Annotated in this window: 12 protein-coding genes; 8 read left to right on the top strand and 4 right to left on the bottom strand. The window is 64.3% G+C overall.

Annotation, left to right across the window (positions count from 1 at the left end; all coding sequences use genetic code 11):
* Positions 1–361 precede the first annotated feature (361 nt).
* On the bottom strand, positions 362–1288 hold the full coding sequence (locus ACSQ8Y_RS27885; protein ID WP_436269628.1) for a hypothetical protein: 927 nt from the start codon (positions 1286–1288) through the stop codon (positions 362–364).
* A gap of 238 nt (positions 1289–1526) precedes the next feature.
* On the opposite strand from ACSQ8Y_RS27885, the gene ACSQ8Y_RS27890 reads away from it, so the two are divergent.
* The 3 genes from ACSQ8Y_RS27890 (at position 1527) to ACSQ8Y_RS27900 (ending at position 5341) form a co-directional block, all read left to right on the top strand.
* Entirely contained in the window at positions 1527–2972 is a 1446-nt protein-coding gene (locus ACSQ8Y_RS27890) for a cytochrome P450 (RefSeq protein WP_436269629.1), read from the top strand.
* Between the two features lie 145 nt (positions 2973–3117).
* Positions 3118–4029, top strand: coding sequence for a CsgG/HfaB family protein (locus tag ACSQ8Y_RS27895; protein WP_436269630.1), 912 nt, complete (start codon positions 3118–3120; stop codon positions 4027–4029).
* A 10-nt stretch (positions 4030–4039) separates the two neighbouring features.
* Entirely contained in the window at positions 4040–5341 is a 1302-nt protein-coding gene (locus tag ACSQ8Y_RS27900) for a hypothetical protein (RefSeq protein ID WP_436269631.1), read from the top strand.
* 1 nt (position 5342) lies between these two features.
* On the opposite strand, the gene ACSQ8Y_RS27905 is transcribed toward ACSQ8Y_RS27900, so the two are convergent.
* From ACSQ8Y_RS27905 to ACSQ8Y_RS27915, 3 genes are read right to left on the bottom strand one after another with little or no spacing between them, the layout of a single operon-like run.
* Positions 5343–5516 carry a GIN domain-containing protein gene (locus tag ACSQ8Y_RS27905; protein WP_436269925.1) on the bottom strand — a complete coding sequence of 58 codons (174 nt, stop codon included), beginning with the start codon at positions 5514–5516 and terminating at the stop codon, positions 5343–5345.
* Positions 5517–5518: 2 nt separating this feature from the next.
* Entirely contained in the window at positions 5519–6253 is a 735-nt protein-coding gene (locus tag ACSQ8Y_RS27910) for a DUF4197 domain-containing protein (RefSeq protein WP_436269632.1), read from the bottom strand.
* 15 nt (positions 6254–6268) lie between these two features.
* Positions 6269–8125: a hypothetical protein gene (locus ACSQ8Y_RS27915; RefSeq protein ID WP_436269633.1), complete on the bottom strand. Its 1857-nt coding sequence runs from the start codon at positions 8123–8125 to the stop codon at positions 6269–6271.
* Between the two features lie 189 nt (positions 8126–8314).
* Here ACSQ8Y_RS27915 and ACSQ8Y_RS27920 point away from each other — a divergent pair, with 189 nt between their 5' ends.
* The 5 genes from ACSQ8Y_RS27920 to ACSQ8Y_RS27940 all read left to right on the top strand — a co-directional run bounded on the left by ACSQ8Y_RS27920 (position 8315) and on the right by ACSQ8Y_RS27940 (position 15536).
* Positions 8315–9955, top strand: coding sequence for an isovaleryl-CoA dehydrogenase (locus tag ACSQ8Y_RS27920; protein ID WP_436269634.1), 1641 nt, complete (start codon positions 8315–8317; stop codon positions 9953–9955).
* Positions 9956–10074: 119 nt separating this feature from the next.
* Positions 10075–10791, top strand: a complete 717-nt coding sequence (locus tag ACSQ8Y_RS27925) for a glutathione S-transferase N-terminal domain-containing protein (protein ID WP_436269635.1) — start codon at positions 10075–10077, stop codon at positions 10789–10791.
* Positions 10792–10828: 37 nt separating this feature from the next.
* Positions 10829–12457: a M28 family peptidase gene (locus ACSQ8Y_RS27930; RefSeq protein ID WP_436269636.1), complete on the top strand. Its 1629-nt coding sequence runs from the start codon at positions 10829–10831 to the stop codon at positions 12455–12457.
* 42 nt (positions 12458–12499) lie between these two features.
* Entirely contained in the window at positions 12500–12742 is a 243-nt protein-coding gene (locus ACSQ8Y_RS27935; RefSeq protein WP_436269637.1) for a hypothetical protein, read from the top strand.
* A 274-nt stretch (positions 12743–13016) separates the two neighbouring features.
* Positions 13017–15536, top strand: coding sequence for a TonB-dependent receptor plug domain-containing protein (locus ACSQ8Y_RS27940; protein ID WP_436269638.1), 2520 nt, complete (start codon positions 13017–13019; stop codon positions 15534–15536).
* The last annotated feature ends 108 nt before the right edge of the window (positions 15537–15644 follow it).

The following is a 15644-nucleotide window of genomic DNA, read 5'->3' on the forward strand; positions in this document are numbered from 1 at the left end:
GTCGTCCTCGCGAACGTGGGGACCCATAGTGCATAGACCTGGCCGGCGAACGATGGATGCCCGCAGGTGCGGGAATGACATCAGGGCACCTCGAATAACCGCCAACTTGTCATTCCTTCGAAGGCGGGAATCCATGCCGTGCCTCTGAGCATGCGACGTATGGATTCCCGCTTTCGCGGGAATGACAGGTATTTCGAGGTGCCCTTTGGGGTTCGCGGCGGCCCTTATCCGTATCAGCTTTGCCCAGTGGCTGTGCTGGGATGAGAGCGCGCGCATACCCCGTCGTCCTCGCGAACGCGGGGACCCATAGTGCGCAGACCTGGCCGGCGAACGATGGATGCCCGCAGGCGCGGGAATGACATCAGGGCTCGCGGCGGCGGAATTTGAGGGTCTTGCCGCCGCCATCGAACAGCAGGACCAGTTCCGCCATCGGCTTCCTGCCGTCCGCTCCCGGCGGCTTGGGTGCTGCGGGCGGGTACTGGTACTGCCACACTTCGTAGCCGCTGTCGAAGCGCTGCGCCGCCGCCGGCTCTCCCAGCGCCGTGCGCGCCGCTTCTTTGCTCGCCACGCCGGGCGGCATCGGCCCTTCCGCCTCTTCCATATACTCGAAACCGATCAGCGTGTCGTCCGGCCAGCTGCGGTCCCATATCGGCGCGTAGTAGCTGCGGTCCAGCAGCACCTGGCAATCGCAATAGGGCAGGGTGGCCGGCGTTTGCGTGCCGCCGGCGTACAGCGCCCGGAACGGCAGCGCCTCCACCCGCGCGCCCGAGTGCAGGGTCGCGCCGAATAGGGGCCGGGGCGCGAACTGCAGGTAATTCCCTTCCGGCGATCCGCACACCTTGTCCGCGTCGGCCAGCATGTCCGACAGCCACGCGAACAGCGCGGCATTGTTCGACACCAGGCCGGCCTCCATCCCCACCAGGCACTCCAGCCGCAGGTCGCCCAGGCGGCGCATGCCTTCCGGCACACCGGCGCTGCGCACCAGCGCGCGCCAGGTCATGCTGCTGGTCTTGCGGTTGGCCACCAGCGCGGCGTCCTCGTCGAGGGCCTGCTGCTTGCGCTCCAGCGTGAAGCTGTAGTCCGGCGCCATCGCCACCGGCAGCGCGATATGGTCGCCTATCACTTTCAGGCCGACGCCTTCCAGCTTCACCGTGGGCAGCCGCGGCAGCAGCTGGAAGCGCAGCGTCGACTGCGGCGCGAGCGCGATGTCGCGCGCGTAGCGGTCCATGCCGCGCACCATCTTGCGGTAGGACTTGTCGACCGGATCGCGCGTATAGGGTACGGTCACGCTGGGAATCGGGACACTGGATGAGGGCGCGGGCGGAGGCGGAGGCGCTTGCGCCGCGGCCCGGCCGCAGCAGAGCAGGGAACCAAGCAGTGGGAGCGCGGCTGCCGCCAGCCGCGCCAGAATCGTGAACGCGTCCATGCGGCCATCTTACGCCGCCGGCGTTTTCCCCATCGCACCGCTGGGGCGATGATCCGGTATCATTCGGCACTCATAGCAATTCGTCATCAAGGATCGCCGCATGCACACCACCGCCACCCTGCCCGCCGCACACCAGCCGCTGCGCCACATCTCGTCGTTGCGCGGGCCGCGGCCCTGGCCGCTGGTGGGCAATCTGCTGCAGATACGGCCGCTGAGCGTACACCGGGATGTCGAACGCTGGTGCCAACGCTACGGCACTCTGTTCCCGGTCTACTTCGGCCGCATGCAAGTGCTGGTGGTGGCCGATCACGAAGCCGTCTCCGCCATTCTGCGCGACCGCCCCGACGGCTTCCGCCGTCCCGGCGTGACAGCCCAGGTATCGCAGGAGATGGGCGGCGGCATGCCCGGCTTGTTCATGGCCGAGGGCGGCGAATGGCGCAACCAGCGCCGCATGGTGATGCAGGGCTTCGCGCCGCACGCCATCAAGGCTTATTTCCCCTCTCTGGTGAAGGTGGCGCTGCGCCTGCAGCAGCGCTGGGACGGCGCTGCGCAGGCCGGCCAGGCTATCGACCTGGCGGCGGACCTGAAGCGCTACACGGTCGACATCATCGCCGGCCTGGCCTTCGGCACCGACGTCAACACCATCGACGGCGGCGAGGACACGATACAGTGTTATATGGACGAGATCCTGCCCGCCGTCGCGCGCCGCAGCATCGCGCTGTTCCCGTACTGGCGCTATTTCAAGCTGCCGCGCGACCGCCGCCTGGACCGCTCGGTGGCAGCGCTGGCCAGCGCTGTCGACGCCCTGATCGCCAAGGCGCGCGCGCGCATGGCGGCAGACCCCGCGCTGGCCACGCGTCCGAACAATCTGCTGGAGGCGATGCTTGCGGCCGCCGACCAGGAGGGCAGCGGGGTGGACGACCGCGCTGTGGCGGGCAACGTCTCGACCATGCTGCTGGCCGGCGAGGACACCACGGCCAACACCATCGCCTGGCTGATCTATCTGTTGCAGCGCCATCCGGCGGCCCTGCGGCGGGCGCGCGACGAAGTGCTGCGCCATGCGCCCGATCCGGCTGGCTTCAGCATCGAGCAGATGGATGGGCTGGACTACCTGGACGCTTGCGTGCAGGAGGCCATGCGCTTGAAGCCGGTGGCGCCTTTCATCCCGCTTGAAGCGCTGCGCGACACGGCGGTGGCGGGCGTGCAGGTGCAAGCCGGCGCGCTGGTGTGGTGCGTGCTGCGCCACCACAGCGTGGCCGAAAGCCATTTCCCGCGCGCCTGCGAATTCGAACCGCAGCGCTGGCTGGCGGATGCGGAAGGCCATATCGCGGCCGACAAGAAAGTCGGCGTGCCTTTCGGTTCCGGCGCGCGCACCTGCCCGGGCCGCTACCTGGCGCTGCTGGAGATCAAAATCGCCATGGCCATGCTGTTGGCGCGCTACGACATCGCCGGCGTCGGCACGGCCAGCGGGGCGGAGGCGAAAGAGATGATGGGCTTTGTCATGTCGCCCGAAAAACTGACCCTGCGCCTACGGATGATTAGTTAATGCCTATTGATTTATGTATTTCGATTGCAAAAATTTCATCTGTTGTGACAGTTGTATAGAATTTAACTAGTTATTTGAAATATACTTCCCGACGACTAAAATGAAGCTCGTCTTTGCCCACGCAAACGTCCAGGGAGTAATAAAAATGACTATGAAGAACACGATCCAGATCCAGGGGAAATACCTCGCCGTTGCCATCGCCGCGCTGACGCTGGCCGGCTGTGCAGGTACTGAAGCGAAACTGGGCGGCGGCGGCAGCGTCGCCACCGGCGCGGCGGGCGGCGAGAACGCCTCCAATGCCAATTCCCAGCTCGAAAAATGCGAGCGCTCGCTCGGCACCCTGGGCGTGGTGGAGGACCAGTCGGCGCCGTGGTACCACGCGCTGTCGCAGTACAAACTCGGCTCCACCGTGCCGGTGCTGCGCATGATGATCCAGCAGTCGAACTGCTTCGTGGTGGTCGAGCGCGGCGCCGCGATGAAGAACATGAACATGGAGCGCGACCTGCAGCAGACCGGCGAAATGCGCGGCGGCAGCAACTTCGGCAAAGGCCAGATGGTCGCCGCCGACTACACCATGAGCCCGACCATCAACTTCAGCCAGAAGGGCACCTCCGGCATGGGCGGCGCGCTGGGCGGCTTCGGCCTGATCGGCAGCGTGGCCGGCCTGGTGGCTGGCGGCATCAAGGCCAACGAGGCGTCGACCACGCTGCTGATGATAGACAACCGCTCCGGCGTGCAGCTGGCTGCGGCCGAGGGCAGCGCCAAGAACTTCGACTTCAACATTTTTGGCGGCGCGTTCGCGGGCGGTTTCGTCGGCGCCGGTGGTTATTCCAACACGCCTGAGGGTAAAATCCTGATCGCCGCCTTCATGGACTCGTACAACCAGCTGGTGAAAGCGGTGCGCAACTACAAGGCGCAGGAAGTGGCGGGCGGGCTGGGAACCGGCGGCGCGCTGGGCGTGCAGGGCGGCTCCACGCCGGCGTCGCAAGCGCCGGGTGGATCGCTGGTGAAAGAGAGCAAGCCCGTTCCTGCGAAGAAGGACACCAAGAAAAAATAAGGGATAGTGCATGCGTAAACTGCTTGCGGGAGGAGTGGCCATGCTGATCGCAGGCGGTGCCTGGGCGGCCTCGGTTCAGGAGGTCGGTGAACGCTATATGAAGCTGGTGCTGGCCGTCGGCCGGCACGACGCTTCCTATGTGGACGCCTACTACGGACCGGCGCAACTGCAGGAGCAGGTGGCGAAGGAGAAACTGAGCCTGGCCGCCATCCGCGCCGAGGCGGAGGCGGCGCTTCATTCCTTGCCTGCCTTGCCTGCCCCGGCCGGTGCCGGCATAGACGCTGATGAGCAACTGCGCATCACTTTCCTCGGCAAGCAGCTGCAATCCATGCTGATGCGCATCGATATGCTGGGCGGGAAGAAGTTCAGCTTCGATGAGGAAACCGCGACCATGTACAACGCGGTCGCGCCCCGGCACGAGCGCGGCTATTATCTGGAACTGCAGGATCGCATCGGCAAGCTGCTGGGCGGCGAAGGTCCGCTGGCCGAACGCGTGAAGGCCTTCCGCGCCCGCGTTGAAATCCCGAAGGACAAGCTGCGCCCTGTCATGGAGGCGGCCATCGGCGCCTGCCGTGAGCGCACCGAAAAATACATCCCCCTGCCTGCCAAGGAAAGCTTCGTGCTGGAGTTCGTGCAGAACCAGCCCTGGTCCGGCTACAACTGGTACAAGGGCAACGCGCACAGCCTGATCCAGATCAACACCGAATTCCCGATCTATATCGACCGCGCGGTGGACCTGGGCTGCCACGAGGGCTACCCGGGCCACCACGTCTACAACGCGCTGCTGGAACAGACCTTGGTGAAGGGCAAGAACTGGCAGGAGTTCAGCGTCTATCCGCTGTATTCGCCGATGTCGCTGGTGGCCGAGGGCAGCGCCAACTACGGCATCCTGATGGCCTTTACGCCGGCGGAGCGGCTGGCTTTCGAGCGCGACGTGCTGTATCCGCTGGCCGGCCTCGACCCTTCGCTGGCCGAAAAATATGCCGGCTTGACGCAGCTGTTCGGCAAGCTGGCCTACGCCGACAACGACGCCGCACGCAGCTACCTGGACGGCAAGGCGACCCGCGCGCAGACCGTCGAATGGCTGGTGAACGTCTTGCTGTATCCGCCCGAAAAGGCCGAGCAGCGCATCCGCTTCTACGACGCGAACCGGGGCTACGTCATCAACTACACGGTGGGAGCCGATATGGTGGGCGATTACGTGAAGCGCCACGCCACCGCCAGCGATCCGGAAGCGGCGCGCGTGCAGCGCTGGGCGGCGTTCCGCCAGCTGCTGTCGTCGCCGCGCCTGGCGGACAGCTTGCGCCAGTAGATCAGTCGCCGGCCTTGACGCTGCCGATGCCGTTGGCTGTCTTGTTCACGTTGCGCGGCTTGCCGTAACAGGTCAGCTTGCCCGTGCCGTTGACCACCGCGTTCAGCGTGTCGCGCGCGGTAACTTTCACGTTGCCGACGCCGTTGAAGTTCACGTCGGCACGCTCCGTGTCCAGCCCTACTTCAGCGCCCCGAACACCTTGCCGATGAGTTTGCTGCCCGTGCCGATCGGGTCGTCGCGTATGGCTTTTTCCTCCTCGGCTATCATGATGTACAAGCCGTCCAGCGCACGCTGGGTCACATAGTCTTCCACGGTGCCGGTCTGCGCCAGGCCCATTTTCGATACCTTGGCCATGGCGCCGTTGTATTTGGCCGAGAGGTCGGAACGGTCGGTGACTTTCTTCACGATGGGCAGGAATTTCACGCCCAGCTGGGCCGACGTTTTCTCGCGGAAGAATTGGGTGACCGAGGTGTCGCCGCCGGTGAGGATGTTCTTGGCGTCGGTCAGCGTCATGTTCCTGACGGCATCCATCAGCAGCGGCTTGGCTAGCGGCACGGCCGCTTCGGCCGCGTGGTTCATGGACACCACCAGCTCGTCGAGCCGCTGCGCCTGGCCGGTCATCTGCAGGATGGGGCGGGCCTGCTCCAGGATGCGCGGCAGCTGTATCTTCACCTTGTCGTTGCTGAGGAAGCCGTTCTCAACGCCCAGCTTGCCGACCGCGGCCGAGGAGCCGCGCTCCAGCGCGGCCTTGAGCGCGCCGTTCATGTCCTGCCTGGACAGGTCGGCCAGGGACACGGCCCAGGCGCTCGACGCCAGCAGCAGTGTGGACAGCAGCGCCGGCAGCAGCGGGCGGAGTGGCAATCGGTTGAGCTTGAACACGGCGGCCTCGCGGAGTCGTTGGTAATCCGCCATGGTACGCCATGCGCGCTATGCCTGCACCCCGGTGTGCACACTGGCCAGGTGGCGCGGCGCTTTGCGGCGGCCGGCCATCAGGCGCAGCTCGTTGCCCTGCAGCTCGGACTGGTGGGTGAGCTTCTGCAGCTCGCGCTCGAGCAGTTCCACCTTCAGCGCGTGCAGGTCCAGGCCAATCTGGCGGGTGGCGAAATCGAGCGCGTCGCACTCGTCGGGGCGGTAGCCTTCGCCGTTCGGCTTGGAACCCAGCAGCACGAAACCGTACAGCGCCCCCCGATGGCTCATCGGCAGCGCAAGCTGCGCCTTGGTGCCCGCGCCCGCGCCGTCGCTGCCGCACTGCAGCGGCGCCATGTCGGCACGCAGGGCGACGGCCACGGCATCGTCTGCGCCGACGCGCACCGCCGCGCCCAGCAGCGTGTTGGTGGTGGCCAACTCGTAGGCGCCGTCCGCCTGGCGCAGATAGATGGCGCAGCCGGCCTGGCAACTGAAGCGGTCGACCGCCAGCCGGAAAGACGTGAGCAGCGCGTCCACCGAGGTGATGTGCGCGGCCTGCTTCACGTACTGCCGCAGCCGGTGCTCGTTCTCGTGCCACTGGTGGAAGAAGATGCGCTCGACCCAGCGCTCGACCTTGCCGTGCATGTGGTGGAACGCGAGGTAGACGCCGAGCGCGATCAGGCCGTCCACCAGCAGCACGATGGCGGGAGCGTCGGCGTGGCCGCCGCCGTGCAGCAGGGAGGACGAGATGCGCTCGACGACGCCGAAGGTGCACAGCAGCAGCACGCTGACCACGCTGAAGATCAGCGCGCGGCTGACGGCGAACTCGAAGTGGAACACGCGGTGTTTCAGCACCGCGTAGGCCAGCCCGACATACATGGCGAGCTGGCCGGCGAAGGTGGCCATGACGGTCCAGCGCATGCCCTGGTAGCCGCCGTCCAGTGCCGGTATCCACACCAGCAGGGCGGGCGCGCTGCCGCCCGCGAACGACAGCATCAGCCAGTAGTGGCGCTGGCGCACTTCGCCGCGCGACTGGCGCCAGCCGTCGACCAGGCTGAGCACGCACATGCCCAGCCCCAGTCCCATCACCGCGCCTATGCAGGGAAGCAGGAAGGGCGCCTCCCTGCCCAGCGCGTACCAGCCGGCGTAGGCGGCGGCGCCGAAGGCCAGCGCCCGGTAGAACGGCAGCAGGCGCCATAGCCAGCGCCGCAGCCGGGTTTCCTGGTAGCGCTGGTAGTGCAGCCCGAACAGCACGCAGCAGTACCACATCAGCGGCAGCGAGGCCAGGTGGGCCAGTTTGCTGAAGCCCAGCGCGAGCCCCGCCGGCAGGTAGTTGATGCTGACGTACATCATGTAGTTGAGGCCGCAAAAGACCATCGCCAGCGCGCGCTGCGAGCGGTGCTGGCCTTGCTTGAGGCCGATGAGCGCGCTGAACAGCAGTGCCGGCACGGCCAGCGCCAGGCGCCCCCAGTAGTCGAACGCTTCGGCGAAGGGAACCGGCGAGGCCACGGCATTGACGCTGATGTGCTGCATGCGGCCGGAGCGGTACAAGGTCAGCGCGACGGGCTCGCCGATGTCGAAACGGCGCCAGCGGTCCTGCACGCGGTCGAATTGCAGCTGGTCGCCCGGGCGGGCGTCGAAAGCGAGCAGCGGCGAGCCCGGTTCCAGCGCAACGATGCGCAGCTGGTGCGTGCCCTGGCTTTCCGGGTGCAGGCCGACATGGTCGTTGAGTTGCGCCCCCAGCGTGCCTTGCTGCTGCGCCAGCACCAGCATGCGGAATGCGCGGCTGGCGTCCATCACCAGCAGCAGGGCGGAAACGGCGGTGAGCATGCAGATCAGCCATTTCCACGTCGTGGTCGACATTTGAAACCCAGCCATTGCCCGCTCCCTGGAAGAAGTGCAAGTGACTGATTATAAATTGACAATTTGTAACGAGAAAGCGATTTCTGGTTAAAGCCCGCCGGAGTCGCGCGCGGGCAACGGTTGCGCCGGCGGCATCGAGGCGAGTCCGCCTATACTAGATCGACACTGGATCGACACCGCATCGTTACCAACACGGAGACTGCCATGCAATGGGAAACCCACGAAGTCGGCAACCAGGCCGCCGAACTGAAAGACTACAACCTCTTCCTCAGCGACCCGCTGCTGCGGGACGCCGTGCAGCGCGGCGGCGCGGGCTGGCACGCCGATGCGCTGGCCGCGCAGGGCGCGCTGCTGGGCAGCGAGGCGGTGATACGCATGGGCGAGCTGGCCAACCGCCACCCGCCGGAACTGCGCACCCATAGCCGCACCGGCGAACGTATCGATGTGGTCGAATTCCATCCGGCCTGGCACGGTTTCCTGGACCTGACGCGCCGCCACGGCCTGGTGTCGCTGCCGTTCACCGAGCAGCGTCCCGGCGCCTGGACCGCCTACGCCGCCAGCCAGTACATGCACAACCAGATTGAAGCCGGTTCCTTCTGCCCGGTCAGCATGACGTTCGCCTGCATCCCCTTGCTGCAGCAGGAGCCGGCGCTGTTCGCGCAGCTCCAGCCGCTGCTGTTCTCCAGGGAACACGACCCGCGCGACCTGCCCGCCGCCGCCAAGAAATCCATCATGATCGGCATGGGCATGACGGAAAAGCAGGGCGGCACCGACGTGCGCTCCAACACCACGCGCGCCACGCCGCTACTCGCGGGCGGGCGCGGCGGCGAGTACAGCCTGGTCGGCCACAAATGGTTCTTCTCGGCGCCCATGTGCGATGCGCACATGGTGCTGGCGCGCACCGATGCCGGCCTGTCCTGCTTCTATGTGCCGCGCTGGCGGCCGGACGGCAGCAAGAATCCCATCCACATCCAGCGCTTGAAGGACAAGCTGGGCAACCGTTCCAACTCCAGCAGCGAAGTGGAGTTCCACGGCGCCTGGGGCGTGATGGTGGGCGAGGAAGGGCGCGGCATCCCCACCATCATCGAGATGGCGACCAACACGCGGCTGCACAACAGCATCGCCAGCGCGGGCCTGATGCGCCAGGCGCTGGTGCAGGCGCTGAACCACACGCGCCAGCGCCAGGCCTTCGGCCGCAAGCTGATCGACCAGCCCTTGATGCGTTCCGTGCTGGCCGACATGGCGCTGGAAAGCGAAGCGGCCTTGCGCGTGTCGATGCGGCTGGCCGAGGCCTTTGGGCAGCAGGACGATGTGGCGCAGGCCTGGAAGCGCATCGTGACGCCGGCCGCGAAATTCTGGATCTGCAAGCGCGCGGTGGAGATGATGGGCGAGGCGATGGAAGTCTTCGGCGGCAACGGCTACGTCGAGGAGGGGCCAATGGCGCGGCTGTTCCGCGAGGCGCCCGTCAACTCGATCTGGGAAGGCTCGGGCAACGTGATGTGCCTGGACGTGCTGCGCGCCATCGCGCGCCACCCGGACAGCATGCAGATCCTGCTCGACGACCTGCAAGCGCGGGCCGGCGACGAGGCGCGCCTGCACAGCGGGATCGCCGGGTTGCGCGACGCGCTGCGCCAGCCTGCTGAGCAGCTGGAGGCGGACGCGCGCCGCATCACGCAAAAGCTGATGCTGGCGGCGCAGGCGGTGCTGATGCGTGGATCGGCGTCGTCCGTCTGCGCGGACGCCTTCCTGGCCAGCCGCTACGACGGCGAATGGGGCCGCGTGTTCGGCGCGCTGGGGCCAAAGGCGGACTGCGGCGCCATCCTGGCCGAGGCCTGGAGCGCTTGAGGGGCTGTGCCTGCGGCGCTTGTGGCGGGTTACGGTGCGCCGCACCTGACCCGCCAGCGCGCCGGCAAGGCCTGCCGCATCGCGCTACACTGCCATCTCTCATACGATGGAGACCACCCATGCCCCACCTCACCGACTTCCCGATCGCCCAACGCTGGCCCGCCCGGCACCCTGACCGCATTCAGCTGTATTCCCTGCCCACGCCGAACGGCGTGAAGGTGTCCATCATGCTGGAAGAGACCGGCCTGGCTTACGAGCCTCATCTGGTCGACATCATGAAAGACGAAAGCAACACGCCCGAGTTCCTGGCGCTCAATCCGAACGGCAAGATCCCCGCCATCATCGACCCCGACGGCCCGGGCGGCAAGCCGCTGGCGCTGTTCGAATCCGGCGCCATCCTGCTCTATCTGGCCGAGAAAACCGGCAAGTTCCTGTCCGCCGACCCGGCCGCGCGCTATGAAACCATCCAGTGGGTGTTCTTCCAGATGGCCGCCATCGGTCCGATATTCGGCCAGGTCGGCTTCTTCCATAAATTCGCGGGGCGCGAGTACGAGGACAAGCGTCCGCTGCAGCGCTACGTGAACGAGAGCAAGCGCTTGCTGGCCGTGCTGGAGACGCGCCTGCAAGGCCGTGACTGGATCATGGACGACGGCTATTCCATTGCCGACATCGCCACGTTAGGCTGGGTGCGCAACCTGATCGGCTTCTACGGCGCGGGCGAGCTGGTGGACTACGCCAGCCTGTCGCGCGTGCCGGCCTGGCTGGAACGCTGCCTGGCGCGACCCGCCGTGCAGCGCGGCCTGGACATTCCGAAGCGCCCTGAGGTTACCCCCTGAATTTACCCCTGAATTTACCCATGAACAGGACGACATAGTGCTGAACCATAGCTCCATCATCGCGGCGGGCCTGCTGGCCCTGGCGGCAAGTGCCACCAGCCTTGCGCAGGACGTGCAGGCCGATAAAAAAATGATTAAAGCCCATCTGAGTTTCCTGGCCGACGATCTGCTGGAAGGCCGCGAAACCGGGAGCCGCGGCTACGATATCGCGGCCAACTATGTCAAAGCGCAGTTCATGCAGTACGGCCTGGAACCGAAGGGCGACAATGGCGGCTTCCTGCAGCAGGTGCCGCTGCGCGCCGCGCGCCTGGTGCAGGACTCGACCGTGGTGGAGCTGACCGGCCCGTCCGGTACCGAGAAGCTGGCCTACCTGAGCGACTACTTCGTCAGCGGCAGCCTGCTCGAGGACAAGTCCGAAGTCAGTGCACCGCTGGTGTTCGTCGGCTACGGCATCGAGGCCGAGCGCTTCAAGCACAACGACTACGCCGGCGCGGATGTGAAGGGCAAGATAGTCGTCGTGCTGTCCGGTAAACCGAAAAGCTTCCCGACCGAGGAGGGTGCGCATTTCGGCAGTTCGGACGAAAAGCGCGAACTGGCAGCCAAATACGGCGCCGTGGGCGTGATCACCATCCCGACCCCTGCCTCGGAAAAAGCCAGCCCCTTTTCCAAGTACAAGGATTACCAGTACATCCCCGTCATGAGCTGGGTGGAGAAGTCCGGCGTGGCAGCGAACCAGCAGCCTGCGGTGCAGAACCGCGCCAGCCTGAGCCTGCCCGCGTCGCAGAAACTGTTCGCGCAGTCCGGCGTGAAGCTGGACGATATCTATGCGCTGGCGGCGGCCAACAAGCCGGTGCCACGCGTGGACCTGAAGCTGTCGGCGCGCTTGGCCAAGCAGAGCACGCGCAGCGAAGTCCGAAGCAGCAATGTGGTCGGCATGATAGAAGGCAGCGATCCAAAACTCAAGCACGAATACGTGGTGTTCAGCGCCCACCTGGACCACCTGGGCCAGGTCAAGGAAAAGAGCGGCGACAACATCTACAACGGCGCCATGGACAACGCGTCCGGCGTGGCCACGCTGATTGAAACCGCGCGCCTGTTTGCGCAGGGCAAGGTCCAGCCCAAGCGCTCCATCCTGTTCGTGGCCGTGACCGGCGAGGAGAAGGGCCTGCTGGGCGCCGATTATTTCGCCAGCAACCCGACCGTGCCGCTGAAGGCCATCGTCGCCAACGTCAACCTCGACATGCCGTTGCTGACCTTTGATTTCCGCAACGTGATGGCATTCGGCGCCGAGCATTCCAGCCTGAAGGACCATGTCACCCGTGCGCTGGCGACGATGAAGCTGGATCTGCTGCCCGATCCTTGGCCTGAGCAGGGCCTGTTCACCCGTTCCGACCACTATATGTTCGTGCGCCAGGGCGTGCCGTCCATCTTCCTGGCCACCGGCATGGGCTCGTTCCAGAAGGGCGAGGATGGGGCCAAGGCGTGGGAGGAGTTCTTCAGCAAGCACTACCACCAGCCCAGCGACGACTTGAACCTGCCGATCAATTTCGACGCGGCGGCGCGCTTCGCCCAGCTCAATTACAACATTGCGCTGGAAATCGCCAATGCGGCCGAGAAGCCGGCCTGGAACAAGGGCGACTTCTTCGGCGACACATTCAGCAAGTGATTTACAAGTAAGATGCTGGTCTTTTAAAGCAAGGAGCGCATCATGACGTACGAAGAATACCTGGACGAAGTCACCACGCTGATCGTGGAAAATTATGGCTTGTCCGACGCGGCGGCCATCAAATTGGTAGTACAGGCGCAGGACAAGGAATTCTTCGTGCGCCATGACGACGACAAGGCCCTGCGCAATCTGGACCAGGCCCATAAAGACGCGAAAACCCTGTACACAGCAGCATCGGCCGCGCCTGCGGCCAAGAAACCGGCGCCATCCAAGCCGCGCCGATAAGCACGCCGGGCCGCCGTTCGCGCGGCCCGAAAAATAAAGTGGTATCGCCGCCAAAGGCAGGCGTTCCGCGTTTATCTTATCCCAGAAATTACCACTAATTACAAATACAACAGTCAGCTGTTGTATTCATGCTCCATAACTTGAAAGAATGGACGCATGACAATGTTACATATACATTCATTCTCTGTAACTGTGCCACGAGCGCGTTCATATCAAAAAAATCCCGTTACAAGAGAGAAGATCAATGAAGAAAAGCTTTCCGTTTGCAGTGTTGATGTTGTCCGCCAGTCCTTACATCCTGGCACAGGAAGTCAAGCCCGCAGCACCGGCCGCCACCGAGGCGGCAGGTGAAGAGATCCAGAAGGTGCTGGTCGTTTCCACCGGTAGCCGCGGCGCGCAGCGCACCCTGGTCGACACCCCGGTCCCGATCGATATCCTGAGTTCGCGCGAACTGACCAAGACCGGCCAGAACACGCTGGATAAATCGCTGCAATTCCGCGTACCTTCGTTCAATACCGTGCAAACCCCGGTCAACGACGCGACTTCTCTGCTTGACCCCTACGAAATCCGCAACATGGGACCCAGCCGCGTGCTGATCCTGATCAACGGCAAACGCAAAAACTCCAGCTCCCTGATCTACACCCAGACTTCCCCAGGCCGTGGCGAAAGCGGCGCCGACATCTCCGCCATCCCGACCGACGCCATCAAACGCATCGAAGTGCTGCGCGACGGCGCGTCCGCCCAATACGGTTCGGACGCCATCGCAGGCGTGGTCAACATCATCCTGAAAGACGCCGCAGAAGGCGGTTCCGTCACCGCGCGCGCCGGCATCACCCACGAGAGCGACGGTCAGATGGGCGGCCTGAGCCTGAACCAGGGCGTGGCGCTGGGCGACCGCGGCTTCATCAACTACACGCTGGACGTCTCCAAGACCAAGCTGTCGAACCGTCCGGGCCTGGTCGACGCCAAGGGTGAAGCGGGCGACTTCGGCGCCTCGCTGAAGGACGTGCAGGCTTTCCTGGCGCTGAAACCGGACGCGGGCAACATCAACGGTTCGCCGGCGACCGAATCGGCCAAGGCGCTGATCAACAGCCGCTACGACCTGAGCGATGGTGTGTCGATCTACGGCAACGCCGCCTACATCCACAAGAAAATCGATTCCTACGCCAACTACCGTACCCCGTACTGGCGTCCAACCGACTACGGCCTGCTGCACCCGTCGGGCACCCCCTACATCGGCTATGTGCCCACCTTCATCGGCAAACTGGACGACTACAACGCGACCGGCGGCGTGAAGTTCGATGTCGCCGGCTGGAAGACCGACCTGAGCCTGACCTACGGCGGCAACGAGCAGGAATACGCCGTGGGCAATTCGATCAACCGCGGCATGGCAGCGGACTTCGCCTCCGGCGCCAGCAAGGTCCAGTCGCCGACCAGCTTCAACGCGGGCGGCGTCAAGTTCGAGCATTTCGTGTTCAACGGCGACATCAACAAGCAAATTGCGCCTAACGTCAGCGCCTACGCCGGCACCGAGCTGCGCCACGAGAAGTACGAAGTGCTGGCTGGCGAAGAAGCGTCCTACATCAGCGGTGGCGCCGACTCTTACGCCGGCAATGACCCGCGCAACTCCTTCCCGTCGTCGCGTTCGAACTATGGCGTGTACGGCGGCGCAACCTGGGACATCAGCGACTCCTGGCTGGTGGACGGCACTGGCCGCTTTGAGAAATACACTGACTTCGGCAGCGCCTTCGTCTGGAAAGGTTCGACCCGCTACAAGGTGAACGAGCAAGTGACCTTGCGCGGCTCGGCTTCCACCGGCTTCCGTGCCCCATCGCTGGCGCAGACCTTTACCCAGAAGAAGCAGTATTCCTTCGTGGCGGGCAAGGGCATCCAGGTATCTGGCCTGGTCAATAACGTGTCCAAGGAAGCGTCGGATCTGGAAGTTGCCAAGCTGAAGGCAGAAAAGTCGAACAACATCACCATCGGCCTGGGTTTGAAGCCGGACAGCAACACCAGCCTGACCGTCGACTTCTACCATATCAAGGTGAAAGACCGTATCGTGCTCGGCAAGGAAATCGTGCCGACCGGCGATCCGAGCAAAAAACTGGATCAGGTGCTGAAAGCGAACGGCATCGTCTCCGTCAGTTTCTTCGTCAACGCGATCGACAGTGTCACCTCGGGTATCGACTATGTTGTATCGCGTAAAAACATTCCATTCGCCGATGGCAAGTTGACGCTGAACCTGTCGGGCAATTACTCGCTGAAAAACGAGCGTGACGGCGCGGTTAACAATCCTGGCCCGGTCGCTTCGGCCGGCCAGTCGGTATTGGACGCCACGCAGGAAGCGCTGATGTTCACCTCGCGTCCCAAGTTCAAGACCATCATCGGTGGCGACCTGGACTACAAGGACATCAACTTCTCGCTGAACAACACAATTTTCGGTCCGACATATTTCCGTCAAGCCGGCCTGGACAGCAATCTGGAAACGGCCTTCAAGACCAAGACCGTGACCGACTTCGCGCTGAACTACAACCTGACCAAGTCGACTACCCTGTCGTTCAACGTCAACAACGTGTTCAACGTGACGCCGAAGTGGACCATCCGCGCGCTGAATTCGACTGGCCAGGCGCTGCTGGATAGCAAAGTCATCGATCCGGCCTACGGCTTGACCCCGGCTGAAATCCAGCGCAACCTGATCACTTTCAACGGCCGCTATTCGATGGTGACCTACGACGGTTCGCAGTTCAGTCAGCTGGGCCGCACCTTCGCCGCGTCGCTGAACTACCGCTTCTAAGTTTTACCGCAGTCCCACCGGAAACCGCCCGGGTCAGTTCGCTGATCCGGGCGGTTTTTTTGTTGACAGCGGTCGCCCCGTTTTATATATTCCACTATGGTTATATAA

The organism is Pseudoduganella sp. LjRoot289 (genome assembly GCF_964252925.1).
Taxonomy (GTDB): domain Bacteria; phylum Pseudomonadota; class Gammaproteobacteria; order Burkholderiales; family Burkholderiaceae_D; genus Rugamonas.